This is a genomic window from Ensifer soli, from assembly GCF_041928815.1.
GTDB lineage: Bacteria > Pseudomonadota > Alphaproteobacteria > Rhizobiales > Rhizobiaceae > JBHFEI01.
The window spans coordinates 239,341-261,438 of sequence record NZ_JBHFEI010000002.1 but is presented as its reverse complement, the minus strand read 5'-3'; the positions used below and the strand labels follow the sequence as shown (position 1 = coordinate 261,438).

The 22,098-nt window shown below is 67.8% G+C and carries 19 protein-coding genes; 10 read left to right on the top strand and 9 right to left on the bottom strand.

Features of this window, described 5'->3' with window-relative positions:
• Window positions 1-41: 41 nt before the first annotated feature.
• Window positions 42-1,409, top strand: coding sequence for an NAD(P)/FAD-dependent oxidoreductase (locus ACEVQ6_RS03915; RefSeq protein ID WP_374887593.1), 1,368 nt, complete (start codon window positions 42-44; stop codon window positions 1,407-1,409).
• On the opposite strand, the gene purU is transcribed toward ACEVQ6_RS03915, so the two are convergent.
• Window positions 1,385-2,269, bottom strand: a complete 885-nt coding sequence (gene purU, locus ACEVQ6_RS03910) for a formyltetrahydrofolate deformylase (protein ID WP_374887592.1) — start codon at window positions 2,267-2,269, stop codon at window positions 1,385-1,387. The genes ACEVQ6_RS03915 and purU overlap by 25 nt on opposite strands.
• A 107-nt stretch (window positions 2,270-2,376) precedes the next feature.
• Window positions 2,377-3,360, bottom strand: coding sequence for a GlxA family transcriptional regulator (locus tag ACEVQ6_RS03905; protein ID WP_374887591.1), 984 nt, complete (start codon window positions 3,358-3,360; stop codon window positions 2,377-2,379).
• 89 nt (window positions 3,361-3,449) lie between these two features.
• Between ACEVQ6_RS03905 and ACEVQ6_RS03900 the strand changes: the two genes are divergently transcribed.
• From ACEVQ6_RS03900 to ACEVQ6_RS03875, 6 genes are all read left to right on the top strand, one after another.
• The gene (locus ACEVQ6_RS03900; protein ID WP_374887590.1) at window positions 3,450-4,700 is read left to right on the top strand and encodes a sarcosine oxidase subunit beta family protein; all 1,251 of its coding nucleotides are present in this window, start codon (window positions 3,450-3,452) and stop codon (window positions 4,698-4,700) included.
• A 110-nt stretch (window positions 4,701-4,810) separates the two neighbouring features.
• Window positions 4,811-5,080 (top strand): sarcosine oxidase subunit delta, encoded by a 270-nt coding sequence (locus ACEVQ6_RS03895; protein WP_374887589.1) that lies wholly within the window; start codon window positions 4,811-4,813, stop codon window positions 5,078-5,080.
• Window positions 5,077-8,034, top strand: a complete 2,958-nt coding sequence (locus ACEVQ6_RS03890) for a sarcosine oxidase subunit alpha family protein (protein WP_374887588.1) — start codon at window positions 5,077-5,079, stop codon at window positions 8,032-8,034. The genes ACEVQ6_RS03895 and ACEVQ6_RS03890 overlap by 4 nt, the downstream gene beginning before the upstream one ends.
• Entirely contained in the window at window positions 8,027-8,599 is a 573-nt protein-coding gene (locus ACEVQ6_RS03885; protein ID WP_374887587.1) for a sarcosine oxidase subunit gamma family protein, read from the top strand. Before ACEVQ6_RS03890 ends, ACEVQ6_RS03885 begins: the two co-directional genes overlap by 8 nt.
• A gap of 301 nt (window positions 8,600-8,900) precedes the next feature.
• Window positions 8,901-9,947 (top strand): class II fructose-bisphosphate aldolase, encoded by a 1,047-nt coding sequence (fba, locus tag ACEVQ6_RS03880; RefSeq protein WP_374887586.1) that lies wholly within the window; start codon window positions 8,901-8,903, stop codon window positions 9,945-9,947.
• A gap of 62 nt (window positions 9,948-10,009) precedes the next feature.
• Window positions 10,010-10,846, top strand: a complete 837-nt coding sequence (locus ACEVQ6_RS03875; RefSeq protein ID WP_374887585.1) for a fumarylacetoacetate hydrolase family protein — start codon at window positions 10,010-10,012, stop codon at window positions 10,844-10,846.
• 185 nt (window positions 10,847-11,031) lie between these two features.
• Here the strand turns inward: ACEVQ6_RS03875 and ACEVQ6_RS03870 are convergent, their stop codons facing one another.
• The 4 genes from ACEVQ6_RS03870 to ACEVQ6_RS03855 are packed head-to-tail and all read right to left on the bottom strand — an operon-like array spanning window position 11,032 to window position 13,742.
• Window positions 11,032-11,610, bottom strand: coding sequence for a DUF2076 domain-containing protein (locus tag ACEVQ6_RS03870; protein ID WP_374887584.1), 579 nt, complete (start codon window positions 11,608-11,610; stop codon window positions 11,032-11,034).
• A 35-nt stretch (window positions 11,611-11,645) separates the two neighbouring features.
• Window positions 11,646-12,362, bottom strand: a complete 717-nt coding sequence (locus ACEVQ6_RS03865; protein ID WP_374887583.1) for a Bax inhibitor-1/YccA family protein — start codon at window positions 12,360-12,362, stop codon at window positions 11,646-11,648.
• A gap of 35 nt (window positions 12,363-12,397) precedes the next feature.
• Window positions 12,398-13,213, bottom strand: coding sequence for an anti-sigma factor family protein (locus ACEVQ6_RS03860; RefSeq protein WP_374887582.1), 816 nt, complete (start codon window positions 13,211-13,213; stop codon window positions 12,398-12,400).
• Window positions 13,200-13,742 carry a sigma-70 family RNA polymerase sigma factor gene (locus ACEVQ6_RS03855; protein ID WP_374887581.1) on the bottom strand — a complete coding sequence of 181 codons (543 nt, stop codon included), beginning with the start codon at window positions 13,740-13,742 and terminating at the stop codon, window positions 13,200-13,202. The genes ACEVQ6_RS03860 and ACEVQ6_RS03855 overlap by 14 nt, the downstream gene beginning before the upstream one ends.
• 147 nt (window positions 13,743-13,889) lie before the next feature.
• Here ACEVQ6_RS03855 and denD point away from each other — a divergent pair, with 147 nt between their 5' ends.
• Together denD and ACEVQ6_RS03845 are read left to right on the top strand one after the other, a co-directional pair.
• Window positions 13,890-14,870, top strand: a complete 981-nt coding sequence (denD, locus tag ACEVQ6_RS03850) for a D-erythronate dehydrogenase (protein WP_374887580.1) — start codon at window positions 13,890-13,892, stop codon at window positions 14,868-14,870.
• A gap of 125 nt (window positions 14,871-14,995) precedes the next feature.
• Window positions 14,996-16,324 (top strand): aminotransferase class I/II-fold pyridoxal phosphate-dependent enzyme, encoded by a 1,329-nt coding sequence (locus tag ACEVQ6_RS03845; RefSeq protein WP_374887579.1) that lies wholly within the window; start codon window positions 14,996-14,998, stop codon window positions 16,322-16,324.
• Window positions 16,325-16,337: 13 nt separating this feature from the next.
• Here the strand turns inward: ACEVQ6_RS03845 and ACEVQ6_RS03840 are convergent, their stop codons facing one another.
• A complete protein-coding gene (locus ACEVQ6_RS03840; protein WP_374887578.1) occupies window positions 16,338-17,273 on the bottom strand; it encodes a fatty acid desaturase in 936 nt (311 codons plus the stop codon).
• Between the two features lie 125 nt (window positions 17,274-17,398).
• Here ACEVQ6_RS03840 and ACEVQ6_RS03835 point away from each other — a divergent pair, with 125 nt between their 5' ends.
• The gene (locus ACEVQ6_RS03835) at window positions 17,399-18,241 is read left to right on the top strand and encodes a helix-turn-helix domain-containing protein (RefSeq protein ID WP_374887577.1); all 843 of its coding nucleotides are present in this window, start codon (window positions 17,399-17,401) and stop codon (window positions 18,239-18,241) included.
• An 82-nt stretch (window positions 18,242-18,323) separates the two neighbouring features.
• Here ACEVQ6_RS03835 and ACEVQ6_RS03830 read toward each other — a convergent pair whose 3' ends face one another.
• Entirely contained in the window at window positions 18,324-20,219 is a 1,896-nt protein-coding gene (locus tag ACEVQ6_RS03830) for a DUF882 domain-containing protein (RefSeq protein ID WP_374887576.1), read from the bottom strand.
• 210 nt (window positions 20,220-20,429) lie between these two features.
• Window positions 20,430-21,974 (bottom strand): sigma-54-dependent transcriptional regulator, encoded by a 1,545-nt coding sequence (locus tag ACEVQ6_RS03825; protein WP_374887575.1) that lies wholly within the window; start codon window positions 21,972-21,974, stop codon window positions 20,430-20,432.
• Window positions 21,975-22,098: the final 124 nt, after the last annotated feature.

The window sequence follows — 22,098 nt, the reverse complement described above, 5'->3', positions numbered from 1 at the left end:
GCTAGAGAGAGTGTAGACACTTTTTCACCGGAACGCCCGCCATGCCCGGACCGCAGCTCGACCCGACAGTGACATCCTCCTCGATCCCGCCCAGCGCCGACGTCGTCATCGTCGGCGGCGGCGTGATCGGCGCGTCCACCGCGCTCTTCCTCGCCGAGCGCGGCGTCAACGTGGTGCTGTGCGAGAAGGGCGTGCTCGCCGGCGAACAATCGAGCCGCAACTGGGGCTGGGTGCGCGTCATGGGCCGCGACCCGCGCGAGATCCCGCTCGCCATGGCATCGCTGCGCCTCTGGGACGGGCTCGACACCCGCATCGGCGGGGAGACCGGCTATCGCCGCGCCGGCATCCTCTATATTTCCGAAACGCCGCAGGACGTCGCCAGCCATCGGCAATGGCTGGTTCACGCGGCGGCGAACGGCCTCGACAGCCGGGAGGTCGGCGCGGACGAGGCGCTCGGCCTGATGCCGGGCGCCACACGCCGCTATCTCGGCGGCATGGTGACGCCGAGCGACGCGCGGGCCGAGCCGCAGAAGGCCGTTCCGGCGATCGCGAAGGGGGCGATCGCGAAGGGCGCGGTGATCGTCACCGGCTGCGCCGTGCGCGGCATCGAGACGAGCGGCGGACGCGTCAGCGGCGTCGTCACGGAGAAGGGACGGATCGCCGCCTCGACCGTGGTGGTCGCCGGCGGGGCTTGGTCGCGGCTGCTGCTGAAGGGGATCGGCATCCGCCTGCCGCAGCTCAAGGTGCGCAACACCGTTTTGCGGACCGGACCGGTCGCAGGCGGACCGGAAGGCGCCGGGGCGACGGCGACCTATGCCTACCGCAAGCGCCTCGACGGCGGCTACACGATCGCCCATGGCGCGGTCAACGTGCACGGCATCGTGCCAGACAGCTTCACCTTCTTCCGCGATTTCCAGCCGGCCCGCAAGGCGCAGGGCGATGCCGTGCAACTGCGGCTGACCGCCCGCAGCCTCGAGGAACTGTTCGAGATCGGCACGGTGGCGCTCGACCGGCCCGGCGCCTTCGAGCGCCACCGCATCCTCGATCCGAAGCCGGACGGTTCGGCGCTGGCGGCGCTCAAGGCGGCGGCCGAGGTGTTCCCGATGCTGAAGGCGGCCGTGCCGCAGCAGGTCTGGGCCGGGCTCATCGACGTGACGCCGGACGCGGTGCCGGTGATCTCCACCGTCGAGGACATGCCCGGCCTCGTCGTCTCGACCGGCTATTCCGGCCACGGCTTTGGCATCGGCCCCGGCGCCGGCCATCTGACGGCCGACATCGTCACCGGCGCCGATCCGATCGTCGATCCGGCGCCGTTCCGCTATTCCCGCTTCATCGACGGCACCCCGATGACGATCGCGGCACCGGTCTCCGCCGCGGTCGGGCCTCAGCCCATCCGCTCGGACGCGTAGGAGCCGGGGCTCGCCGGGAAGACGATGGTCTTGTTGCCGTTCATGAACACCCGGTGGTGGATATGGGCGTGCACGGCGCGGGCGAGCACCTGGCTTTCCACGTCGCGGCCGATCGAGACGTAATCCTCGGACGATTGCGCATGGGTGATGCGGGCGACGTCCTGCTCGATGATCGGGCCTTCGTCGAGATCGGCGGTGACGTAGTGCGCCGTCGCGCCGATCAGCTTCACGCCGCGCTCGAAGGCCTGCTTGTAGGGGTTGGCGCCCTTGAAGGACGGCAGGAAGGAATGGTGGATGTTGATGATCCGGCCCGACATCTTCTTGCAGACGGCGTCGGAGAGGACCTGCATGTAGCGCGCGAGCACGATCAGCTCGGCGCCGGACTGCTCGACCACGTCCATCAGCCGGGCTTCCGCCTGCGGCTTGTTCTCCTTCGTCACCTTGATATGGTGGAAGGGGATGTCGTGGTTGACGACGACCTTCTGGTAGTCGAAATGATTGGAGACGACGCCGACGATCTCGATCGGCAGCGCGCCGATCTTCCAGCGGTAGAGCAGGTCGTTGAGGCAGTGGCCGAAGCGCGACACCATCAAGAGCACCTTCATCCGGTGCGCGGAATCGTGGATTTCCCAGGTCATGCCGAACCGTGTCGCGGCCGGTTCGAAGCCCGCCTTGAGCACGTCGAGCGCGATGCCTTCCTGGCTGATGAAGGTCAGCCGCATGAAGAACAGGCCGGTCTCCAGGTCGTCGAACTGCGAACTGTCGGAAATGTAGCAACCCTTCTCGGCGAGGTAACCGGTGATCGCGGCGACGATGCCGCGCGTGGACTGGCAGGAAACGGTCAGAACGTAGCTCGTCATCGGTTTGATCCCTCGTTTGAGATGCGACCCCGACGCTCTACTCTCGCGGAAAGCCGACTGTCGATCCAATCCGCGACATTCCCTAGAGCGCGGAGAGACAAATTCGGCTATTTGCCCTCAAGCGAAGGCCGCGTGTAGCGCCGGTCCTCGCGCGGCGTCAGCGAAAAGGCCTCGCGATAGGCGCGCGAGAACTGGCCGGCGCTGGAAAAGCCCGTGGCGAAGGCGATCTCGGAAATCGACAGAGGGCTCTGGCGCAGCAGCCGGCGGGCATGGTCGAGCCTTAAGGTTCGGTATTCCTTCTGGTAGGAGGAGGCGAGGTTCACGGAAAACAGCCGGTCGAGATGGCGCGTCGAAATGCCGGCGAACGCCGCCATCACCGAGCGCGGCAGCGGCGCCTCGACGGTCGCCGCCATCTTGTCGAGCACGGCGAGGAGTGCCGGATGGCGCACGCCGTAGCGTTCCGTCAGCGACGCCCGCTGCGGCGCACCGGAGCTCTCGACATGGGAATGCAGGAACCAGTCGCTGACCTTCATGGCGAAATCCGGCCCCATGCGCTCGGAAATCAGCGCATGCATGAGATCGAGCGGCGCCACGCCGCCGCCGCAGGTGATGCGGCCGGGCGCGAGCACATAGCGGGCCTGCCGCGGCTCGAGCCCGGGAAAGGCCTCGATCAGCGCCGGCGCGTGTTCCCAGTGGATGGTGAAATCCCGGCCCTCCAGCAGGCCGGCGGCCGCCATCAGGTAGGGCCCGCCGGAGATGCCGCCGATGCGGATCCCCTCGCGGGCAAGCTGGCGCAGGCAGGCAAGGACCGGCGCCACGTTCCAGTCGGACGGGCTGCCGCCGGCGCAGACGAAGACCGTGTGCAGATCGCCCGCCTTCGACGGCAGGCCTGACGCCGGCACGAGGACGCCGCCGGAGGCGGCCGCCGGCGCGCCGTCGAGCGAGAAGGCCTCGACGCGGTAGAGGTCGCGGCCCGCCAGCAGGTTCGCCGCCCGGAGCGGCTCGACGGCAGACGCATAGGACATCAGCGCGAAGCCGGGGACGAGGATGAAGCCGAACGTCTGCGACGGCGCCTGCGAAGCATTGCTCATGTCTCATGGCTATCATTGAATGTCCTTCACGCACAAGTTTTCCGCGACACACCTGTCATGATCAACTCATCGACAAGGACCGCCTCGCCATGCGCTACTCCGCATTTTCCGTCTTCCTCAACGCGCTGAAGGGCAACAGGGGCTGGGCGCCGGCCTGGCGCAGCCCGCAGCCCAAGACCCGTTACGACGTGGTGATCGTCGGCGGCGGCGGCCACGGGCTGGCGACCGCCTATTACCTCGCCAAGGACTTCGGCATCACCAACGTCGCGGTGCTGGAGAAGGGCTATATCGGCTCCGGCAATGTCGGCCGCAACACGACGATCATCCGCTCCAATTACCTGCTGCCCGGCAACAACCCCTTCTACGAACTGTCGATGAAGCTCTGGGAGGGGCTGGAGCAGGATTTCAACTACAATGCCATGGTGTCGCAGCGCGGCGTGCTCAACCTCTACCACACCGACGCGCAGCGCGACGCCTATACGCGACGCGGGAATGCCATGCGGCTGCACGGCGTCGATTCGGAGCTCCTCGACAGGGCGAAGGTGCGCGAGATGCTGCCCTTCCTCGATTTCGACAATGCCCGCTTCCCGATCCAGGGTGGTCTGTTCCAGGCCCGCGGCGGCACCGCGCGCCATGACGGGGTGGCGTGGGGCTATGCGCGCGGCGCCGACATGCGCGGCGTCGACATCATCCAGAACTGCGAGGTGACCGGCATCCGCCGCGAGCAAGGCCGCGTCACCGGCGTCGAGACCAGCCAGGGCTTTATCGCCTGCGGCAAGCTGGCGCTCGCCGCCGCCGGCCATTCGACCGTGGTTGCCGCGATGGCCGATCTTCGCCTGCCGATCGAGAGCCATGTGCTGCAGGCCTTCGTCTCGGAAGGCTTGAAACCCTTCATCGACACCGTCGTCACCTTCGGCGCCGGCCATTTCTACGTCTCCCAGTCCGACAAGGGCGGCCTCGTCTTCGGCGGCGACATCGACGGCTACAATTCCTATGCCCAGCGCGGCAATCTCGCCACCGTCGAGCATGTGGCGGAGGCGGGCGTGGCGATGATCCCGGCGCTGTCGCGCGTCCGGGTGCTGCGCGCCTGGGGCGGCGTCATGGACATGAGCGCCGACGGCTCGCCGATCATCGACAGGACGCCGGTCGAGGGGCTCTATATCAATGCCGGCTGGTGTTACGGCGGCTTCAAGGCGACGCCGGCATCGGGCTATTGCTACGCCCACCTGATCGCCCGCGACGTGGCCCAGGAAACCGCCCGCGCCTTCCGCCTCGATCGCTTCGCACGCGGGCGGATGATCGACGAAAAGGGCGTCGGCGCCCAGCACAACCTTCACTAGAGACAGTCAGGGTCATCATGAACCTGACATTCATTCGATTCTCTGTTGTCGTTTGTCTCTTCGGGATAACCGGATTCCACTTAATCCCGGACAAACTTTAAGGACCGCCCATGGCCAGCCTGATCTCCTGCCCGCATTGCGGCCCCCGCCCCAAGGAAGAATTCGGCATCCGCGGCGCGGCCGTTCTCCGTCCCGCCGCCGATGCCGCGCCGGAGGACTGGTTCGCCTATGTCTACCTGCGCGACAATCCGAGGGGGCGGCTTGCCGAATACTGGCACCATGCGTCCGGATGCCGGCGCTGGCTGGTGGTCGAGCGCGACACCGCCACCCACGAGATCCACTCCGTCCGCGACGCGGCCGCACGGGGAGACGCGGCATGACGCCCTATCGCCTCGCGACCGGCGGCCGCATCGACCGGACCGCGCCGCTTTCCTTCACCTTCGACGGTGCGCCGATGACCGGCCTTTCCGGCGACACGGTCGCCTCGGCGCTGCTTGCCAATGGCCGCCTGCTCGTCGGCCGCAGCTTCAAGTATCACCGCCCGCGCGGCATCCTGACGGCGGGCGCCGCCGAACCGAACGCGCTTCTCACCATCGGCACCGGCGGCAGGCGGGAGCCGAACACCCGCGCCACCGTCGCCGAGCTCCATGACGGGCTGGTGGCGGAAAGCCAGAACCGCTGGCCCTCGCTTGAATTCGACATCGGCGCCGTCAACGGCCTGCTGTCGCCCTTCCTCTCCGCCGGCTTCTACTACAAGACCTTCATGTGGCCCGCCGTCTTTTGGGAGCGGGTCTACGAACCCTTCATCCGCAAGGCCGCCGGCCTCGGGCGCGCGACCTACGAGGCCGACCCGGACGCCTACGACAAATGCTGGGCCCATTGCGACCTGCTCGTCGTCGGCAGCGGCCCGGCGGGCCTCGCCGCCGCGCTGACGGCGGGCCGCGCCGGTGCCCGCGTCCTCCTCGCAGACGAGGGCTTTGAAGGAGGCGGGTCGCTGCTCTGCGAGACGACGCCCATCGGCGAGACACCGGCCCCGGATCTGCTCTCCGGCATGCTTGCCGAGCTCGACACGCTGCCCAACGTCACGCGCCTCCAGCGCACCACCGTCTTCGGCTGGTACGACGACAATGTCTTCGGTGCCGTCGAGCGCGTGCAGAAGCATGTCGCGGCGATCGATCCGGACAGGCCGGTCGAGCGGCTGTGGCGCATCGCCGCCCGCCACGCGATCGTCGCGGCCGGTGCGGAGGAACGCCCGCTCGTCTTCGGCGGCAACGACATTCCCGGCGTGATGATGGCCGGCGCCATGCGCAGCTACCTGAACCGGCAGGCGATCGCCCCCGGCCGCGCCGCCGTCGTCTTCACCGCCACCGACAGCGGCTATGCGACCGCCGCCGATCTGGAGGCGCGCGGCGTCAGCGTCGAGGCGATCGTCGACAGCCGCGAGCATCCGCCGGCATGGACCGGCCGGGCGCCGGTGTTCAAGGGCGCCGTCGTCAGCGAAGCCCATGGCGGCAAGGCGTTGAAAGGCGTCACCATTTCCTGGAACGGCGGCAGCACCCGTGTCGCGGCGGACGCGCTGGCGATCTGCGGCGGCCACAGCCCGGTCATCCACCTCGCCTGCCAGCGCGGCGGCAAGCCGCAATGGTCGGACGGCGCCTCAGCCTTCCTCGCGCCCGAAGTCCGTGGCCTCACCCTCGCCGGTTCGGCCGCCGGCCTCGCGAGCATTGCCGCCTGCCTCGGCGACGGCGCGGCAAAGGCCGCGGCCGCCCTCGACGGACTCGGACTCGGCCTCGGCAAGGCCGCGCCCGCCTTCGCCGCCGTCGACGACGACACCCCTCTACGAAAGAGCATGTGGGCGGTGACCGGCAGCAGGGGCAAGGCCTTCGTCGACTTCCAGAACGACGTGCATGTCAGGGACCTGAACCTCGCCGTCGGCGAGGGCTACGGCCATGTCGAACTGGCGAAACGCTACACGACCAACGGCATGGCGACCGACCAGGGCAAGACGTCGAATGTCAACGCCATCGGCATCATCGCGGACGCGCGCCGCATCTCGCCCGCGGATGTCGGCACCACCACCTTCCGCCCCTTCTACACCCCCGTCAGTTTCGGTGCGCTGACCGGCAGCCATAAGGGAAGACACTTCCAGCCGGTGCGCCGCTCGCCGCTGCACGGCTGGGCGGAGAAGCAGGGTGCCGTCTTCGTCGAGACCGGTCTCTGGTACCGTTCCGCCTGGTTCCCGCGCGCCGGCGAGACCGGCTGGCGCGACAGCGTCGACCGCGAGGTGTTGAACGTGCGCGAAAATGCCGGGATCTGCGACGTCTCGACGCTCGGCAAGATCGAGATCTTCGGGCCCGATGCCGCCGAGTTCATCAACCGCGTCTACTGCAACGCCTTCCTGAAAATCCCCGTGGGCAAGGCGCGCTACGGCATCATGCTGCGCGAGGACGGCTTCATCTATGACGACGGCACGACGAGCCGGCTTTCCGACGACCACTTCTTCATGACGACGACCACCGCGCTCGCCGCCGGCGTGATGACGCATCTCGAATTCTGCGCCCAGGCGCTGTGGCCGGAACTCGACGTGCAGATCGCCTCCGTCACCGACCAGTGGGCGCAGATGGCGGTCGCCGGCCCGAAGGCGCGCGCGATCCTCGAAACGATCGTCGACGCGGACATCTCCGATGCCGCCTTCCCCTATCTCGCCGCCCGCGAGGTCTCGCTTGGCAGCGGCGCGCTTGAAGGGCGCCTGTTCCGCATCTCGTTCTCCGGCGAACTCGCCTACGAGCTCGCCGTCCCCGCCGGGTATGGCGAGGCGGTCGCCGATCTCATCCTTTCGGCGGGCAAGCAGCACGGCATCATGCCCTACGGCACGGAGGCGCTCGGCGTGCTCCGCATCGAGAAGGGCCATGTCACCCATGCCGAGATCAACGGCACGGTGACGCCGGGCGACCTCGGCTTCGGTCGCATGGTGTCGGCGCCGAAGACGGACTTCATCGGCAAGGCGATGCTCGCCCGCGAGGGGTTGCAGGATCCGGACCGGCCGAAACTCGTCGGCGTGCGGCCGCTAAACCCGAAGGACACGTTCCGCACCGGCGCGCATATCCTGAAGGAAGGCGCCGCCGCGACGCTCGAGAACGACCAGGGCTATGTCACCTCCAGCGCCTATTCTCCCCATGCGGGCTCGACCATCGGCCTAGCACTGGTGAAGCACGGGCCGGAACGCATCGGCGAGACGGTCGTCCTCTGGAATTCGCTGCGCGGCGAGATCGTCAGGGGCGTCCTCTGCGATCCCGTCTTCGTCGACCCTGACCATCGGAGGCTCCATGGCTGAGACCGTTCTTCATCGCCGCGCCGCCCTCGACGGCGTCCGCCACGGCGCTTTCGGCCCCGGCGGCGCGGATGGCCCGGGCGTGACGCTCGCCGCCCTGCCCGAGGGCACCGTGCTGCATGTGCTTGGAACGCGCGCGGCCGTGCCGGCGGAGATCGCCGCCCTGATGGCCGCGGAAGAGCTCGACCTGCGTGACGCAGCCCCTTCGCAATGGTTCGCCGTCGGCGACCGGCCGCTGCCGGCAGGACGTCTCGCCGCACTCAATGCGGCGCTGGCCGGACGTGCCCTGGCGATCGACCAGAGCCACGGCCGCGTGCGCATCGCGCTCGGGGGGCGCGCGGTACGGCGGACGCTCGCCAAGGGCACCGCGCTCGACCTCGATCCGGTCGCCTTCGCGACGGGCGCCTCGGCCACGACCCTTGTCGGCCATCTGACCGTTCACCTGACGCGGGTCGCCGACGAGCGCTTCGAACTGATGGTCCTGCGCGGCTTCGCCGCGAATCTCTTCGAGGATCTTTGCGGGATGGCGCGCGAATTCGGCCTTGTCGCGACGGGTGCGGAAGGCTGAGGGCCGGGGCATCCGCCCGAGGCACGTACCTCGAAAATTCCCCCGACATTTCAATCGTTTGAAGATTCGCGCCTGCGTCATTTTCGCACGCCGCGCGGTTGCCAAAGCACGGCCATGAAGTATTGTGCGGGCGGCTTCGCATGCCGGGGCCCGACGCATGGTCGCCGCGTCCCACGCGGTTCAGCGTTCATCGTCACGATTTGATCAACGGTCTGCCGCCTTGACCGGGCGGGAGACTGCGCGCACCCTCATGCCCTGCCCGCGCGGCAGGCCACAGGAATGGAGCAGGGGAGACTTCACGATGGCACTCATCACACTTCGGCAACTACTCGACCATGCGGCGGAGAACGACTACGCGCTGCCCGCGTTCAACGTGAACAACCTCGAATATATCCAGGCCGTCATGCGCGCAGCGGATGCAACCGACAGCCCGGTCATCCTGCAGGCGAGCCGCGGCGCGCGCTCCTATGCCGGCGATGCGTTCCTGCGCCACCTGATCCTCGGCGCGGCGGAAGAATATCCCCACATCCCCGTCTGCCTGCATCTCGACCATGGCGACCAGGCCTCCACCTGCATCTCGGCGATCACCAACGGTTTCACCTCCGTGATGATGGACGGCTCGCTCGAAGCCGACGGCAAGACGGTGGCGAGCTACGACTACAACGTCGCGGTCACGGCCGAAGTGGTGAAGATCGCCCATGCGGCCGGCGTCTCTGTCGAGGGCGAACTCGGTTGTCTCGGCAATCTCGAGACCGGCGCCGGCGACAAGGAGGACGGCCACGGCTTCGAGGGCAAGCTCTCGCGCGAGGATCTCCTGACCGACCCGGACCAGGCGCTGGATTTCGTCACCCGGACCGGCGTCGACGCGCTCGCGGTCGCCATCGGCACCAGCCACGGCGCCTACAAGTTCACCCGCGCCCCGGACGGCGACATCCTGTCGATCGAGACGATCGCGAAGATCCACGCCAAGCTGCCGAACACCCATCTCGTCATGCACGGTTCCTCCTCCGTGCCGCAGGACCTGCAGGACCTGTTCACCGCCAATGGCGGCCAGATGAAGCAGACCTGGGGCGTGCCGGTCGAGGAGATCCAGAAGGGCATCCCGCTCGGCGTGCGCAAGGTCAATATCGATACCGACCTGCGGCTCGCCTTCACCGGCACGATCCGCAACCACTTCCTGACCCATGCCGACAATTTCGACCCGCGCAACTATCTGAAGCCGGCGACGGCGCGCATGGTCGAGGTGTGCAAGGAGCGCTTCGTCGCCTTCCGCACCGCCGGCCAGGCCTCGAAGATCCGCGTCAAGCGCCTGCCGGACATGGCGAAAGCCTATGCCAAGGCGGCGTGACAGGCCGGCGTGATTGCCGTACATAACAGCCGGCAAGACACCGGCTGTTATGGAGGACGATCATGAAACTGCTGCGTTACGGGCCACCGGGCACGGAAAAGCCGGGGCTCCTCGACGCTGACGGCGCGATCCGCGACCTGTCCGGCGTCATCGCCGATGTCGCGGGCGACGCTATTGCCGATTTCGGCTGGGCGAACGGTCTCGACATCGCCGCCCTGCCGGTCGTCTCCGGCACTCCGCGCCTCGGCGCCTGCGTCGCCGGCACGGGCAAGTTCATCTGCATCGGGCTCAACTATGCCGACCATGCCGCCGAGAGCGGCATGGCCGTCCCGCCCGAGCCCGTCATCTTCATGAAGGCGACCTCGGCCATCGTCGGCCCGAACGACGACGTCGCCATTCCGCGCGGCTCGGTGGCGACCGACTGGGAGGTCGAACTCGGCGTCGTCATCGGCAAGACCGCCAAGTATGTCTCCGAGGCCGAGGCGCTCGGCCATGTCGCCGGCTACTGCGTCATCAACGACGTCTCCGAGCGCGACTTCCAGATCAGGCGCGCCGGCCAGTGGACCAAGGGCAAGTCCTGCGACACGTTCGGCCCGACCGGCCCCTGGCTGGTGACGACCGACGAGGTCACCGACCCGCAGAACCTGAAGATGTGGCTGACGGTCAACGGCGAGAAGAAACAGGACGGCGCGACGACCACCATGGTCTATGGCGTTGCCCATGTGGTGAGCTATCTCTCGCAGTTCATGTCGCTGCATCCGGGCGACATCATCTCGACCGGCACGCCGCCCGGCGTCGGCATGGGCTTCAAGCCGCCGCAATACCTGAAGGCCGGCGACGTCATCGAGCTCGGCATCGAGGGGCTGGGAACGCAGAGGCAGACCGTCGTCGCCGACTGAGGATCGCCGCCTAGAGCATGTCCGGTGATCACGGGATCGCCGGAGATGCTCTAAATCGTTCTTTTTGTCGCATTCTCCGACGCCGAAGCGATCACGCTTCGGCTGGAAATGCTCCAGCACGAATAAAAGAACCCGCCGGACAAGGTTCCGGCGGGTTCTTCTATTGAGGCTGTGGCGAAAGCGGATCAGAAGTCCATATCGCCCATGTCGTCCATGCCGCCGCCGGCATCCTCGGCGGCGGGTGCCTCCGTCGCGCCGGTTTCGGCGGCATTGGCCTCGTCACCGGAAAACATCCCGGCGATCGCATTGCCGAGCAGGACGCCGCCGGCGACACCCATCGCCGTCTGCGCCGCGCCGGCGAGGAAACCGCCGCCACCGCCGGAGCGCTGGAAGCCCTGCTGGGCCGCCGGCTGCTGTCCCCAGGGGCTCGCCGCGCCGACCGGCGGACGGGTGCCGGGAACGGGCCGCGGCGGCGCCGGCTGGCGGCTGCCGCCGAAGAGGCTGGAAAGCAGCCCGCCGCCGGAGGATTGCGAACGGTTGGCGGCCTCGTATTCGAGTTCCTCGATCCGCTGCTGCGCCGCGTTCAGCGCCTGTTCCTGCACGACGATGGTCTGGGCCATGTAGTAGGGGGCAGACGGCTGCCCGGCGATCCGCTCCTTGATGAAGCCCTCGGCCGCGGTGTCACGGCCGCCGCCCGATTGCCGTTCCACCTCGGAAAGCTTGCTGAACAAGCCCTCGATCGCCTGACGGTCATTGCTGTCCATGGTCTTGATGCTCCGTTTCTCGGTGTGCGGCGCGACTACTCGCGCTCGCCGGTGAAGCTCAGCAGCAGCTGGAAGATGTTGACGAAGTTCAGGTAGAGCGACAGCGCGCCGAAGACGGCCATCTTCTGCTGCGATTCCTGGTCGATGTTTTCCGCATACTGCTGCTTGATGTTCTGCGTGTCCCAGGCGGTCAGGCCGACGAAGACGACGATGCCGATGACCGAGATCGCGAACTGCAGGGCCGACGAGCCGAGGAAGATGTTGACGATCGAGGCGATGATCACGCCGATCAGGCCCATGATCATGAACGAGCCGAACTGCGCCAGATCCCGCTTCGTCACATAGCCGTAGAGGCTGGTGGCGCCGAACATGGTGGCGGCGATGAAGAAGGTGCGGGCGATGCTCGTGCCGGTGAAGACGAGGAAGACCGAGGCGAGCGACAGGCCCATCACGGCGCAGAAGGCCCAGAAGGTCGCCTGCGCGGCCGATGCCGACATGGTGTGGATGCGGAAGGAGAAGAAGAAGACGAAGGCAAGCGGCGCCAGCATCACCACCCATTTCAGCGGCGTCTGGAAGATCGGCACGTAGAGCGCCGGCGTCGAGCCGACGATGAAGGCGACGAGGCCGGTGATGACGAGGCCGGCGCCCATGTAGTTATAGACGCGCAGCATGTGCTGGCGCAGGCCCTCGTCGAAGAGCGCGGCCTGTTGCGCCGAGGCGCCGTAGCCGAAGCGCGGGTTCGTCATGTTCATTCGGAACACTCCTGTTTCAGGGTTGGTCAAAGGGTTCAGTAAAGGGTGCGGGCGAGCCGGACGGCCTCCTGGTCGAGCCGGCTCACCTGCGGTTTCGTCTCCGCCGCATCGGCCTCGTGGTCCGAGACGAGCGCATAGGCGACCTCGCCGATCTGCCAGTACACGGCGTCGACGCCGCCACTTTCGTAGTGGCTGACATTGCGCACGGCGAAGGTGCCGGGTCGCACGGCGAAGAGCGACAGCCGCCGCCCCTCCTCCGGCGTGATCGCCACCTCGACGCTCGGGCCGAAATCGGACGGGAAGATCTGCACGTCCGAGACGCGCCAGCTTTCGGGAAGATCCGGCAGCACGATCGCCGTCGCCGCGCGGATGTCGTCGGCGTCGAGCATTGCCGCCGGCGCCTGCGAGGCCATCGTGCCGCGCAGCGCCTCGGTGCGGTGGGCGCGGATCGCCTCCTCGACATAGGCCGGAACCGGCGTGGAGGCGACGACCTCCGTGGCATGGAAGGGCTGGAACGTCGCGTTCGCCACCCATCCCGCCGTCACCAGCGCCGCGACCGCCGCGATCCGCCGCAGCATCGACAGCATGCGGCCCTGCGACAGGCCGCGTTCGAGGCGCCGCGCTGCGTCGCGCGTCGCGGGCTGGACGAGGGTCGCCTGGTTGGCAAGCGCCAGGCGCAGCTCTCCGCGGATGCTCAAGTCCGCCATGACGCGCGCCGCGCCCTCCGGGTTCATCGACAGATGGGCCTCGACGGCGATGCGCCTTGCAAGGTCGAGCTGGTCGTCGACATAGGCGTCGAGGTCGCTTTCGAGGATCGGATCGGTCGCCGCGCCGGTCTCATTCCGTGTCATGCTGCGTCCCTCCGACGATTTTCAGGCGTGGCGCCATCGCCGCGCCGTCCTCGATGCTGCGCAGCCGCTGGCGCGCGCGCGAGATGCGCGACATCAGCGTCCCGACCGGGATGCCGAGCGCATCGGCCGCCTCCTGGTAGGAAAGGTCCTCGATCGCCACGAGATGCAGCGCCACGCGCTGCTCCTCTGGCAATGCATAGAAGGCCTCGCGCACCTGGGCGAGACGGACGGCGTGATCCTGTCCGGCCTCGATCGCCGCGCCCGCGAGCGCCTCGGCCGCATCGTCGTCGCGCCGGCGGTCGGCAAGGCGCTTGCGCAGCCGGTCGACATGGGTGTTGTGCAGGATCGAGAACAGCCAGGTGCGCACGCTGCCGCCTTCGCGGAAGGTCGAGCGGCGCTCATAGGCCTTGACCAGCGCATCATGCACCAGATCCTCGGCATCGTCCGGGCTGCGGACGAGCGAGCGGGCGTAACGCCGCAGCGAGGCGAGCTGGCCGATGACGTCGAACGGGCGGTCCTTCTGTTCCATGCCCCTGTATACGACGCCGCCTGCGGCTCCATTCCATCGCGCGGAAAAGTTTTTTTGCCGAAGCGCGGGCCGCCGTCGTCAGGCGGTTCCGCATCCGCGCCGGATGCGATAGCGTCGCGCCCGCGGCCGTCAACGGGAGGAAAAGGCATGCACGTACTGATCATCGGCGCGGACGGCATGCTGGGCCGCAAGCTCGCGGCGGCGCTCGCCGCCCCGGCAAGCCCGCTCGGCGCGATCGACAGGCTGAAGCTCGTCGACATTGCGAGCCCCCCGGCACCGGCCGGCCTGTCCGCCGTCACCGCGTCGGAGGCGGTGGATCTCTCCACGAAAGGCGCAACTGAGATGCTGATCGCCACCCGGCCGGATGTGATCTTCCATCTCGCCGCCGTCGTCTCCGGCGAGGCCGAGGTCGATTTCGACAAGGGCTACCGGGTCAATCTCGACGGAACCCGCGCGCTGTTCGAGGCGATCCGGCACGAGGGGCTGGAGCGCCCCTACCGCCCGCGCGTCGTCTTCGCCTCTTCCGCCGCGGTCTTCGGCGCGCCCTTTCCCGAGCGGCTCGACGACGACTGCGCCACGGCACCCCTGACGAGCTACGGTACGCAGAAGGCGATCTGCGAACTGCTGCTCGCGGATTATTCGCGACGGCGCATCCTCGACGGCATCGGCCTCAGGCTGCCGACGATCTGCATCCGGCCGGGCACGCCGAACCGGGCCGCCTCGGGCTTCTTCTCGAACATCCTGCGCGAACCGCTCGCGGGGCAGGAGGCGGTGCTGCCGGTCGCCGACGACGTGCGCCACTGGTTCGCAAGCCCGCGCGCGGCGGTCGGCTTCTTCCTCCACGCCGCGACCCTCGACCTCGAGACCGTCGGCCATCGCCGCAGCCTGATCATGCCCGGACTGTCCGCGACCGTCGGCGACGAGATCGAGGCGCTGCGGCGCCTTTCGGGCGAGGCCGCCGTCCGGCTGATCCGCCGCGAACCCGATCCGCTGATCGAGCGGATCGTCAGCGGCTGGGCGGAGCGCTTCGACGCGGGACGAGCGCTCGCCCTCGGCTTCACGGCGGAGGCGACCTTCGACGAGATTCTCCGCGTCCATGTCGAGGACGAACTCGGCGGCAGGGCGTAAGCCTTTCCCGGGCGGCGGGCGTCTCTGCGCAAAACCTTGCTGAGCGCGGCACGATGTAACCCATTTGGGTGATGCGCCGTTTCGGAGCAATGCTTAGCCTGTCCTGAAACAAGGATAGGTGAACCATGCCGCACATGGAACTGGAGGATGTCCGTCCCGGGTTCAACATTCACGGAGGCGACGCGATCGAGCAATGCGACCGGCTGACATCCGACCTTCTCGACCGCTGGCAGCCGCTGGCCGACTGGGCCCAGGCGCGGGCGGAAAGCCATCTCGATCTGAGCTTCAAATCGGCGGCGACCGGAATTGCGCCGCGCATCGCCGGCCATGACCTGCTCGGCCGGCGCATCGCCGGCCTCAATTTCGCCTCCCACGACGCGCTCGCCTTCTCCTCCGATCCGCGCGTGGTGGCGGCCTGCTGCCGGGCCGCGGAAATCCACGGCGTGCATTCCGCCGGGTCCGCCGCGCAGATGGGCCTGACCGGCATCACGCTCGAACTGGAGCGGCGGATGGCGGCGTTCCTCGGCATGGCGGAGGCGATCCTCTTTCCGACGGGATGGAGCGCCGGCCAGGGCACGCTGCGCACGCTGGTCGGGCCCGAGGACCACGTGGTGATCGACAGCCTGACGGAAGCCGGCCTGATCGACGCGGCGATGGCGGCGACGCCGAACGTCCACCGTTTCCCCCACCGCTCGAACGCGGCGGTGGAGCGCAGGCTCGAGGCGATCCGCCGCGGCCGCTCCAATGCCGGCATTCTCGTCGTCACCCAGGCGCTGTCGCCGCATGAGGGCACAAGCCCGGACGTCGCGGCGCTGCAGGCGATCTGCCGGCGCCACGGCGCCATTCTCCTCGTCGACGTCGCCCACGATCTCGGCTCGCTCGGCGAGACGGGGCGCGGCGTACTGGAGGAACAGGGAATGGTCGGCAAGGTCGACGTGGTCATCGGAACGCTGTCGCGCGCCTTTGCCTCCAATGGTGGCTTCGCCGCGAGCAACCATCCCGGTCTCAAGGCGGCGCTGAAGGTGCATGCCTGGCCGATCGCCGCGAGTTCGGCGCTGGCGCCGATGCAGGCCGCCGCCGCCGTCCAGTCCCTGGCGATCGCCGCAAGCGCGGAGGGCCGGACATTGCGCGAACGGCTGAGGATCAATGCGGTTCGCCTGCGCGAGGGATTGATCGGCCACGGGTTCAAGGTGCTTGGCCGTCCGGCCGCGACGATCCCGGTCGTCCTCGGCGACAATGCGCTGGCGCGGCAGATGACGAGCACGCTGGTGGCGAACGGCGGCATCATCAACCTGCTCGAAGCGCCGGCGGTGCCGCGCGACAAGGCGCGCTGGGTGATCCAGATGATGGCGAGCCACGAGGATGCGGACATCGACCAGTTCGTCGCCCTTGCCGTCGAGGCCCGCGCCCATGCGCAGATGAAGGTTTTCGGGCGCCTCGGCTATCTGCGGTAGCCGGCCGCGCGCCTCAGCCCTCCTCCCGGCGCAGCGCCGGGTGCACCACGGGTTCCTTGCGACGGAAGGCAAAGGCGCGTGCGATCTCGAAATAGTTGCGGAACACGTAGCCGCCGCTCATCGCCCGCCACTCCTGCCGCCGCTCGGCATAAAGCGCCGGCAGCCGGTACCAGGGGGCCGCCGGCATCCGGTGATGCACCAGATGCAGGTTGTTGTTGAGGAAGAGCAGCGCCAACGGCGAGCGCTCGACGATGATCGTCCGCCCGTCCGGACGCTCCGACCACTGGTGCTCGCAATAGGAGCGGACGGCGATCAGCGACAGGCCCCAATAGGCGGCCGTCAGCGCGTAGAGCCAGACGGGAACGCCGAAGAGGGCGTGGACGAGGAACACCACCACCGCAAGCCCGGCGAGATGCAGGAGCCAGGCGCGCCGCACGGCACGATCCCGCGCGATGAGCGGCAGGTCGTTGACGAGGAACCCGACGACGCTTAGCGCCGGGCCGACGACGAGCCGTCCGACGAAGGTGTTGTTGACCTCCAGGAGGCGCTTCAACGTCTCCGGCAGCAGCGCGTGGTCGCCGAGCGCCCTGTAATAGCTCTCCGGATCGTCATAAGGATCGGTCAGCCGCTCGTCGGCGTGGTGTTTCAGGTGCAGCACCTTGTAGCGGCGATAGGGATAGAACAGCCCGATCGGCAGGCCGACCAGCATCTCGTTGAGATGGCGGTTGCGGGTCGGATGGCCGTGCAGCGCCTCGTGCTGCAGCGAGGAATGCAAGGCGATGGCGACGGCGAAGAGCGCCATCGCCAATAGCGGCTCGACCGGATAGACGACGAGCCCGGCGAGAAACCACAGCGCATAGCAGGCGGCGATGAGGCCGAGCGTCGGCCATTCGATCGCCCACCGTTTCCGCCGTCGCGCGCCTTGCCTCACCGTCGTCGTCCCATCCATCTGATTCCCGTGCGCCGAGCCTTGCAAGGCGCGGCGCGCGGCGGCAAGGCGACAATGGAGAGATTCTGTTGATCTTGATCATCAAACACTGCATGTGATGATGATTGTCACCATCGGGGTGAAACATGGACAAGCGCGAACTTTCCCGACGTTTCCAGCAACGGCTGAAAACCCTGCTCCTGCGCGACGGCACCAGCCAGTCGGCCTTCGCATCCGCCGTCGGCATCGACCGGTCGGCGCTGTCACAGCTTCTTGCCGGCCCCTCGGCGCGCTTGCCGCGCGTCGAGACGCTGCTCAACATCGCCGAGCATCACGGCGTCTCCCTCGACTGGCTGCTGGGATTGAGCGAAGACGAGGGCGTCACGGGAAAACTGCGGCCGAGCTTCGAGATCGAGGAGGTCGAGCAGTCCGCCCTCGGCGAAACGCTGCTGATGACATGGCATGCCGAGGCGGAAGGATCGAAGATCCGCTACGTGCCGCAACGCATCCCCGACCTCGTGCGCACGGAAGAGACGATCACCTATGAGACCCGCCTCGCCGGGCGCAAGCCGGACGCGCAGCGCAACGAAACCGCCTTCCGCCTCGACTACAACCGTCAGCCGGGAACGGACATGGAGGTCTGCATGCCCGTGCAGACGCTGGAGGATTTCGCCGCCGGCAACAACATCTGGGGCGGCATGTCGCGGGAAAGCCGCCGCCGGCAGCTTCGCCACATGGCGGCCCTGGTCGACGAACTCTATCCCTCCTTCCGCCTCTACCTCTTCGACGGGCGGCAGCGCTTCTCGATCCCCTATACGGTCTTCGGCCCCTATCGTGCCGCGATCTTTGCCGGGGAGATGTATCTCGTGCTGAACGCCAAGGAATCGGTCATGTCCATGCAGCGGCATTTCGACGGCCTCATCCGCGTCGCCACCGTGAATGCGCACGAGACGGCGGGCTTCACGGCATCGCTCGCCGAGCGGCTCTGACCATCGATCGCTCGGGCAAGACGGAAAGGGCCGGCGCGGAAAACCCGCGCCGGCCCTGGAAGAACGGGGAAGAGAAAGGACGCTACTCCGTGCCGAACTTCTTCACTTCCATGAAATTGACGGCCGTGCCGCTGAAGCGGCCCGTGTCCATCGTCGCCGGGCCGGAGGAGAAACCCGCGGCATAGACCGTCGTCGGCGCGGCGCGCATCGAGCGGCTGACGAAGCGCGGCGCCTTGACCGGCTTCGACAGGCTGGCCATCCGGCCGGTCGAGAGCGCCCATTCCGAAATGATCTTCTCGGTCAGCACCGGTTCGGCCGTGCGCGCCGTAGCCGGCGCCGTCGCGGCGGCATCCTTGCCCGTCGGACGCGTCGCCTTGGTCACGGCCTTGCGGCCGGTGTCGAAGGCATCGTCGAAGACCATCGCGCGGGCATCGGCGCTCTTCTGCGGCGCGAAAGACGCCATTTCGACCGGCGGGGTGAAGCGCTCGCGCGGCTTCTCGACAGGAGTGGCGAGCGCCACGCGGGTCGAGGCGGCCGTCGGCTGGGCCGCGGGCTCGTCGGCGACGGCAACCGCGGTCGGGTCCGGGGAAAGATCGGCGGCGGCCGTCGCGGCGGAGCGGTCGGCGAAGGAAGGGATCGCCACGTTCGCCTCGGCGACGGCGAGCAACGTTGCCTCCGCCACCGGCCGCATCGCCGGCACCGGAACATGGGCAAGCTCGGCGGCAGCCTCGGGAACGACGGCGGGCATGGCCTCCGGCGTCAGCGCGGCGGTCTCCACAGCGGTTCCGAGCGTCTCGACGCGACGATCGCGCAGCGAGGGCACGGGAATGGCCGAGGTCGCGACGCCGTTGAACTGCTGTTCCATGGCGGAGGTCTGCGGCAGGGCCGCGGCGATCGCCTCGGCGGCGGCATTGCGCCGCTGCTCGACAAGCGCCACTTCGGTCGGCGTGTCGGCCGGCAGGGCCCGTGCGGTCAGCACCGGACGGTTCGCCGGAACGGGCGCGGCGAAGGACGGCGTTTCGGCGGGCGCGACGGCGGCGACCACCGGCTCGGCCTCGGCCTGCCGGATCGTCGCGCGGTTGCGCGGTGCGGGCTTCTCGGCGACGACGGTTTCGCCGCTCGAGATCGCATTGGGCTCCTCGTCCTCGTCGCCACCGGCGCCGAAGAGCATGGCGAAGAGGTTCGGACGCTTCTTCTCGACGTCGCCCGGACCCTTGGCGCCGCCGCCGGCAACCTGGATCGCATCGGCGCCGACGCGGCGCTTGTAGTCGGCCACCGCCTGGTCATAACCCGGCAGCGGCTTGCCGTCGGAGGGAAGATGCAGCGTCTTGCCGTCCGGGAAGAGCCGGACGAGTTCGGTGCGGCTCATGCGCGGCCAGGCACGAACACCGCCGACATCCATGTGCACGAAGGGCGAGCCGGAGGTCGGATAATAGCCGACGCCGCCCACCTGGAACTTCATGCCGATCTCGCGCAGCGTCTTCAGCTTGACGTCGGGAATGTAGAAATCCATCGCCTTGCCGAGCATGTGCTGGCTCTTCTTGGCGACGCCCTTCGAGCGCGAGCGCAGCATGCCGTTCGTCTCGGGCGACCGGTAGGCGGAGACGACGTGGATGTAATCGCGCGAGCCGCTCTTCTGGTAGACCTCCCAGACGAGATCGAGCAGGCGCGGGTCCATGCGGGTCGGCTCGTTGCGGCGCCAGTCGCGCAGGAACTGGCCGATCTGCTGCAGACCCTTCTGGTCGTAGCGGCCGTTGCGCTTGAAGGTGATCGCCGCCTTCTCGCGCGTGTGGATGAAGTAGAGCTTGAGGGTGCGGGTCTGTCCCGCGGCCTCCGCCGGCGGGGCCACCGGCGGCAGCACCGCCGTCAGCGCGATGAGAAGGGATGCGAGAAATCTCGGCACCTTGCGAACCAGTGCGGCCCGACCGGTATCACGACCGTGGCCGCCTGCGTTTTTCAGTCCGAACAATGTTTGCAACTCTATCCCCGTCCGATGGTCGACATCGCGTGCCGCCCCAATGACCGTCAATTGCGGTAACACAATGACATTTATGCCACAGTCGCTGCCTTTCCTTATAATATAGTGAACAGCTCACTAACAAGGTCTAAACGACACGCGGCACCAAACGGGGAGTTTGGGGCAAGTTTCAGGCTTTTCGGCGGTATTTCCCTCGGATCATGGCGGCAATCAGGCGGCATCGCGCAAAGGATCGTCGGGATCGATCCCGTAATCCTTCAGCTTGCGATAGAGGGTCGAGCGGCCGATTCCGAGCTTGCGCGCCACCTGGCTCATCTGCCCGCGATAGAGCTTCAGCGCGAAACGGATCAGTTCCTCCTCGACATCGGCGATCGTTCGCACGTCGCCCTCCTCGCCGATCGTGGCGATGGCCATGTCGACATGGGGTGCCGCGCGCTGAGCCGGGCTCGCGGCGGGCGGCGGCGCAACCGCCTCGGGAACCGGCGGCACGAGAACCGGACCCGACGGGACGGCCGCCGCCTCCGCCGTGTCGTTCCAGACGATCTGGTCGCGGCCGGCGCTGGCAAAGCCCGGCACCTGGGCCGCGATCTGCGGGAAATCCTTGACCGTCAGTTCCGGCCCGTCGGCAAGGATGACGGCGCGGAACAGGGCGTTCTCGAGCTGGCGGATGTTGCCCGGCCAGTCATAGGCGGTCAGAAGCGCCATCGCGCCGTTCGAGACGCCGACCGGCCCGGCCATGCGCTGCTCGGCGGCGAAGCGCTCGACGAAGGAGCGCACGAGCACGGGAATGTCCTCCTTGCGCCGGCGCAGCGCCGGGATGGCGATCGGGTAGACATTGAGGCGGTAATAGAGGTCCTCGCGGAAGCGGCCCTCCCGCACCTCGTTGATCAGGTCCTTGTTGGTGGCCGAGATCAGCCGCACGTTGACCTTCACCGCATGGCGGGCGCCGATCGTCTCGATCTCGCCCTGCTGGACGGCGCGCAGGAGCTTCACCTGCACGTCGAGCGGCAGGTCGCCGATCTCGTCGAGGAACAGCGTGCCGCCGTCGGCCTCGGCGAACTTGCCGGTGTGCTTCTCCGTCGCCCCGGTGAACGCACCCTTTTCGTGGCCGAACAGGATGCTTTCGACCAGATTGTGCGGGATCGCCCCGCAGTTGACCGTGACGAAGGGCCGGCTCGACCGTTCGCTCGCCGACTGGATCGCACGCGCCACCATTTCCTTGCCGACGCCCGATTCGCCCTCGAGCACGACCGGTATGTTCGATTGCGACGCGCGCCGGGCGAGGTCGATGACGCGGATCATCGCTGGGCTCGCCGAGACGATGTCGTCGAAGCCGGTGGAGGCGGAGCGGGCGCGGCGCGGCGCGCGCAGGCGCCCCTCGCGCTGCTCGAGCTTCAGCGCATTGCCGATGGCGACCGAGAGCCGTTCGGGCGAGACCGGCTTGACGACGAAATCGAAGGCGCCGGCCTGCATCGCCCGCACCACCGTCTCGATGCCGCCCTGACCGGTCTGGACGATGGCCGGCGTCTCGATCTGCCGTTCGGCCAGCGCCTCCAGGAAAGCGTGGCCGTTCATCTCCGGCATCATCAGGTCGAGCAGGATGACGCTGATCAGTCCCGGCCGGCGCTCGAGCATGTCGAGGCCCAGGCGCCCGTTCTCGGCGGCATGGGGCACATGGCCGAGACGCTCGATCATGTTCGTCAGCAGACGGCGCTGCACCGGATCGTCATCGATGACGAGAATATGGGATCCCATGTAGCCTCCTGCTTGAATGCTGCCCATGCTCCACCATTTCGAAGCGGACCATGCCGATGATTCCTGTCACGAAGGCCTGAAAATCCTCTTTTGAGAAAGACTTGCATTTTACGCTTTCTCAACG

Excerpts from the sequence above, each read along its gene's own strand:
- ACEVQ6_RS03915 (WP_374887593.1), top strand. The coding sequence starts at position 42 with ATGCCCGGACCGCAGCTCGACCCGACAGTGACATCCTCCTCGATCCCG.
- purU (WP_374887592.1), bottom strand. The coding sequence starts at position 2,269 with ATGACGAGCTACGTTCTGACCGTTTCCTGCCAGTCCACGCGCGGCATC.
- ACEVQ6_RS03905 (WP_374887591.1), bottom strand. The coding sequence starts at position 3,360 with ATGAGCAATGCTTCGCAGGCGCCGTCGCAGACGTTCGGCTTCATCCTC.
- ACEVQ6_RS03900 (WP_374887590.1), top strand. The coding sequence starts at position 3,450 with ATGCGCTACTCCGCATTTTCCGTCTTCCTCAACGCGCTGAAGGGCAAC.
- ACEVQ6_RS03895 (WP_374887589.1), top strand. The coding sequence starts at position 4,811 with ATGGCCAGCCTGATCTCCTGCCCGCATTGCGGCCCCCGCCCCAAGGAA.
- ACEVQ6_RS03890 (WP_374887588.1), top strand. The coding sequence starts at position 5,077 with ATGACGCCCTATCGCCTCGCGACCGGCGGCCGCATCGACCGGACCGCG.
- ACEVQ6_RS03885 (WP_374887587.1), top strand. The coding sequence starts at position 8,027 with ATGGCTGAGACCGTTCTTCATCGCCGCGCCGCCCTCGACGGCGTCCGC.
- fba (WP_374887586.1), top strand. The coding sequence starts at position 8,901 with ATGGCACTCATCACACTTCGGCAACTACTCGACCATGCGGCGGAGAAC.
- ACEVQ6_RS03875 (WP_374887585.1), top strand. The coding sequence starts at position 10,010 with ATGAAACTGCTGCGTTACGGGCCACCGGGCACGGAAAAGCCGGGGCTC.
- ACEVQ6_RS03870 (WP_374887584.1), bottom strand. The coding sequence starts at position 11,610 with ATGGACAGCAATGACCGTCAGGCGATCGAGGGCTTGTTCAGCAAGCTT.
- ACEVQ6_RS03865 (WP_374887583.1), bottom strand. The coding sequence starts at position 12,362 with ATGAACATGACGAACCCGCGCTTCGGCTACGGCGCCTCGGCGCAACAG.
- ACEVQ6_RS03860 (WP_374887582.1), bottom strand. The coding sequence starts at position 13,213 with ATGACACGGAATGAGACCGGCGCGGCGACCGATCCGATCCTCGAAAGC.
- ACEVQ6_RS03855 (WP_374887581.1), bottom strand. The coding sequence starts at position 13,742 with ATGGAACAGAAGGACCGCCCGTTCGACGTCATCGGCCAGCTCGCCTCG.
- denD (WP_374887580.1), top strand. The coding sequence starts at position 13,890 with ATGCACGTACTGATCATCGGCGCGGACGGCATGCTGGGCCGCAAGCTC.
- ACEVQ6_RS03845 (WP_374887579.1), top strand. The coding sequence starts at position 14,996 with ATGCCGCACATGGAACTGGAGGATGTCCGTCCCGGGTTCAACATTCAC.
- ACEVQ6_RS03840 (WP_374887578.1), bottom strand. The coding sequence starts at position 17,273 with ATGGATGGGACGACGACGGTGAGGCAAGGCGCGCGACGGCGGAAACGG.
- ACEVQ6_RS03835 (WP_374887577.1), top strand. The coding sequence starts at position 17,399 with ATGGACAAGCGCGAACTTTCCCGACGTTTCCAGCAACGGCTGAAAACC.
- ACEVQ6_RS03825 (WP_374887575.1), bottom strand. The coding sequence starts at position 21,974 with ATGGGATCCCATATTCTCGTCATCGATGACGATCCGGTGCAGCGCCGT.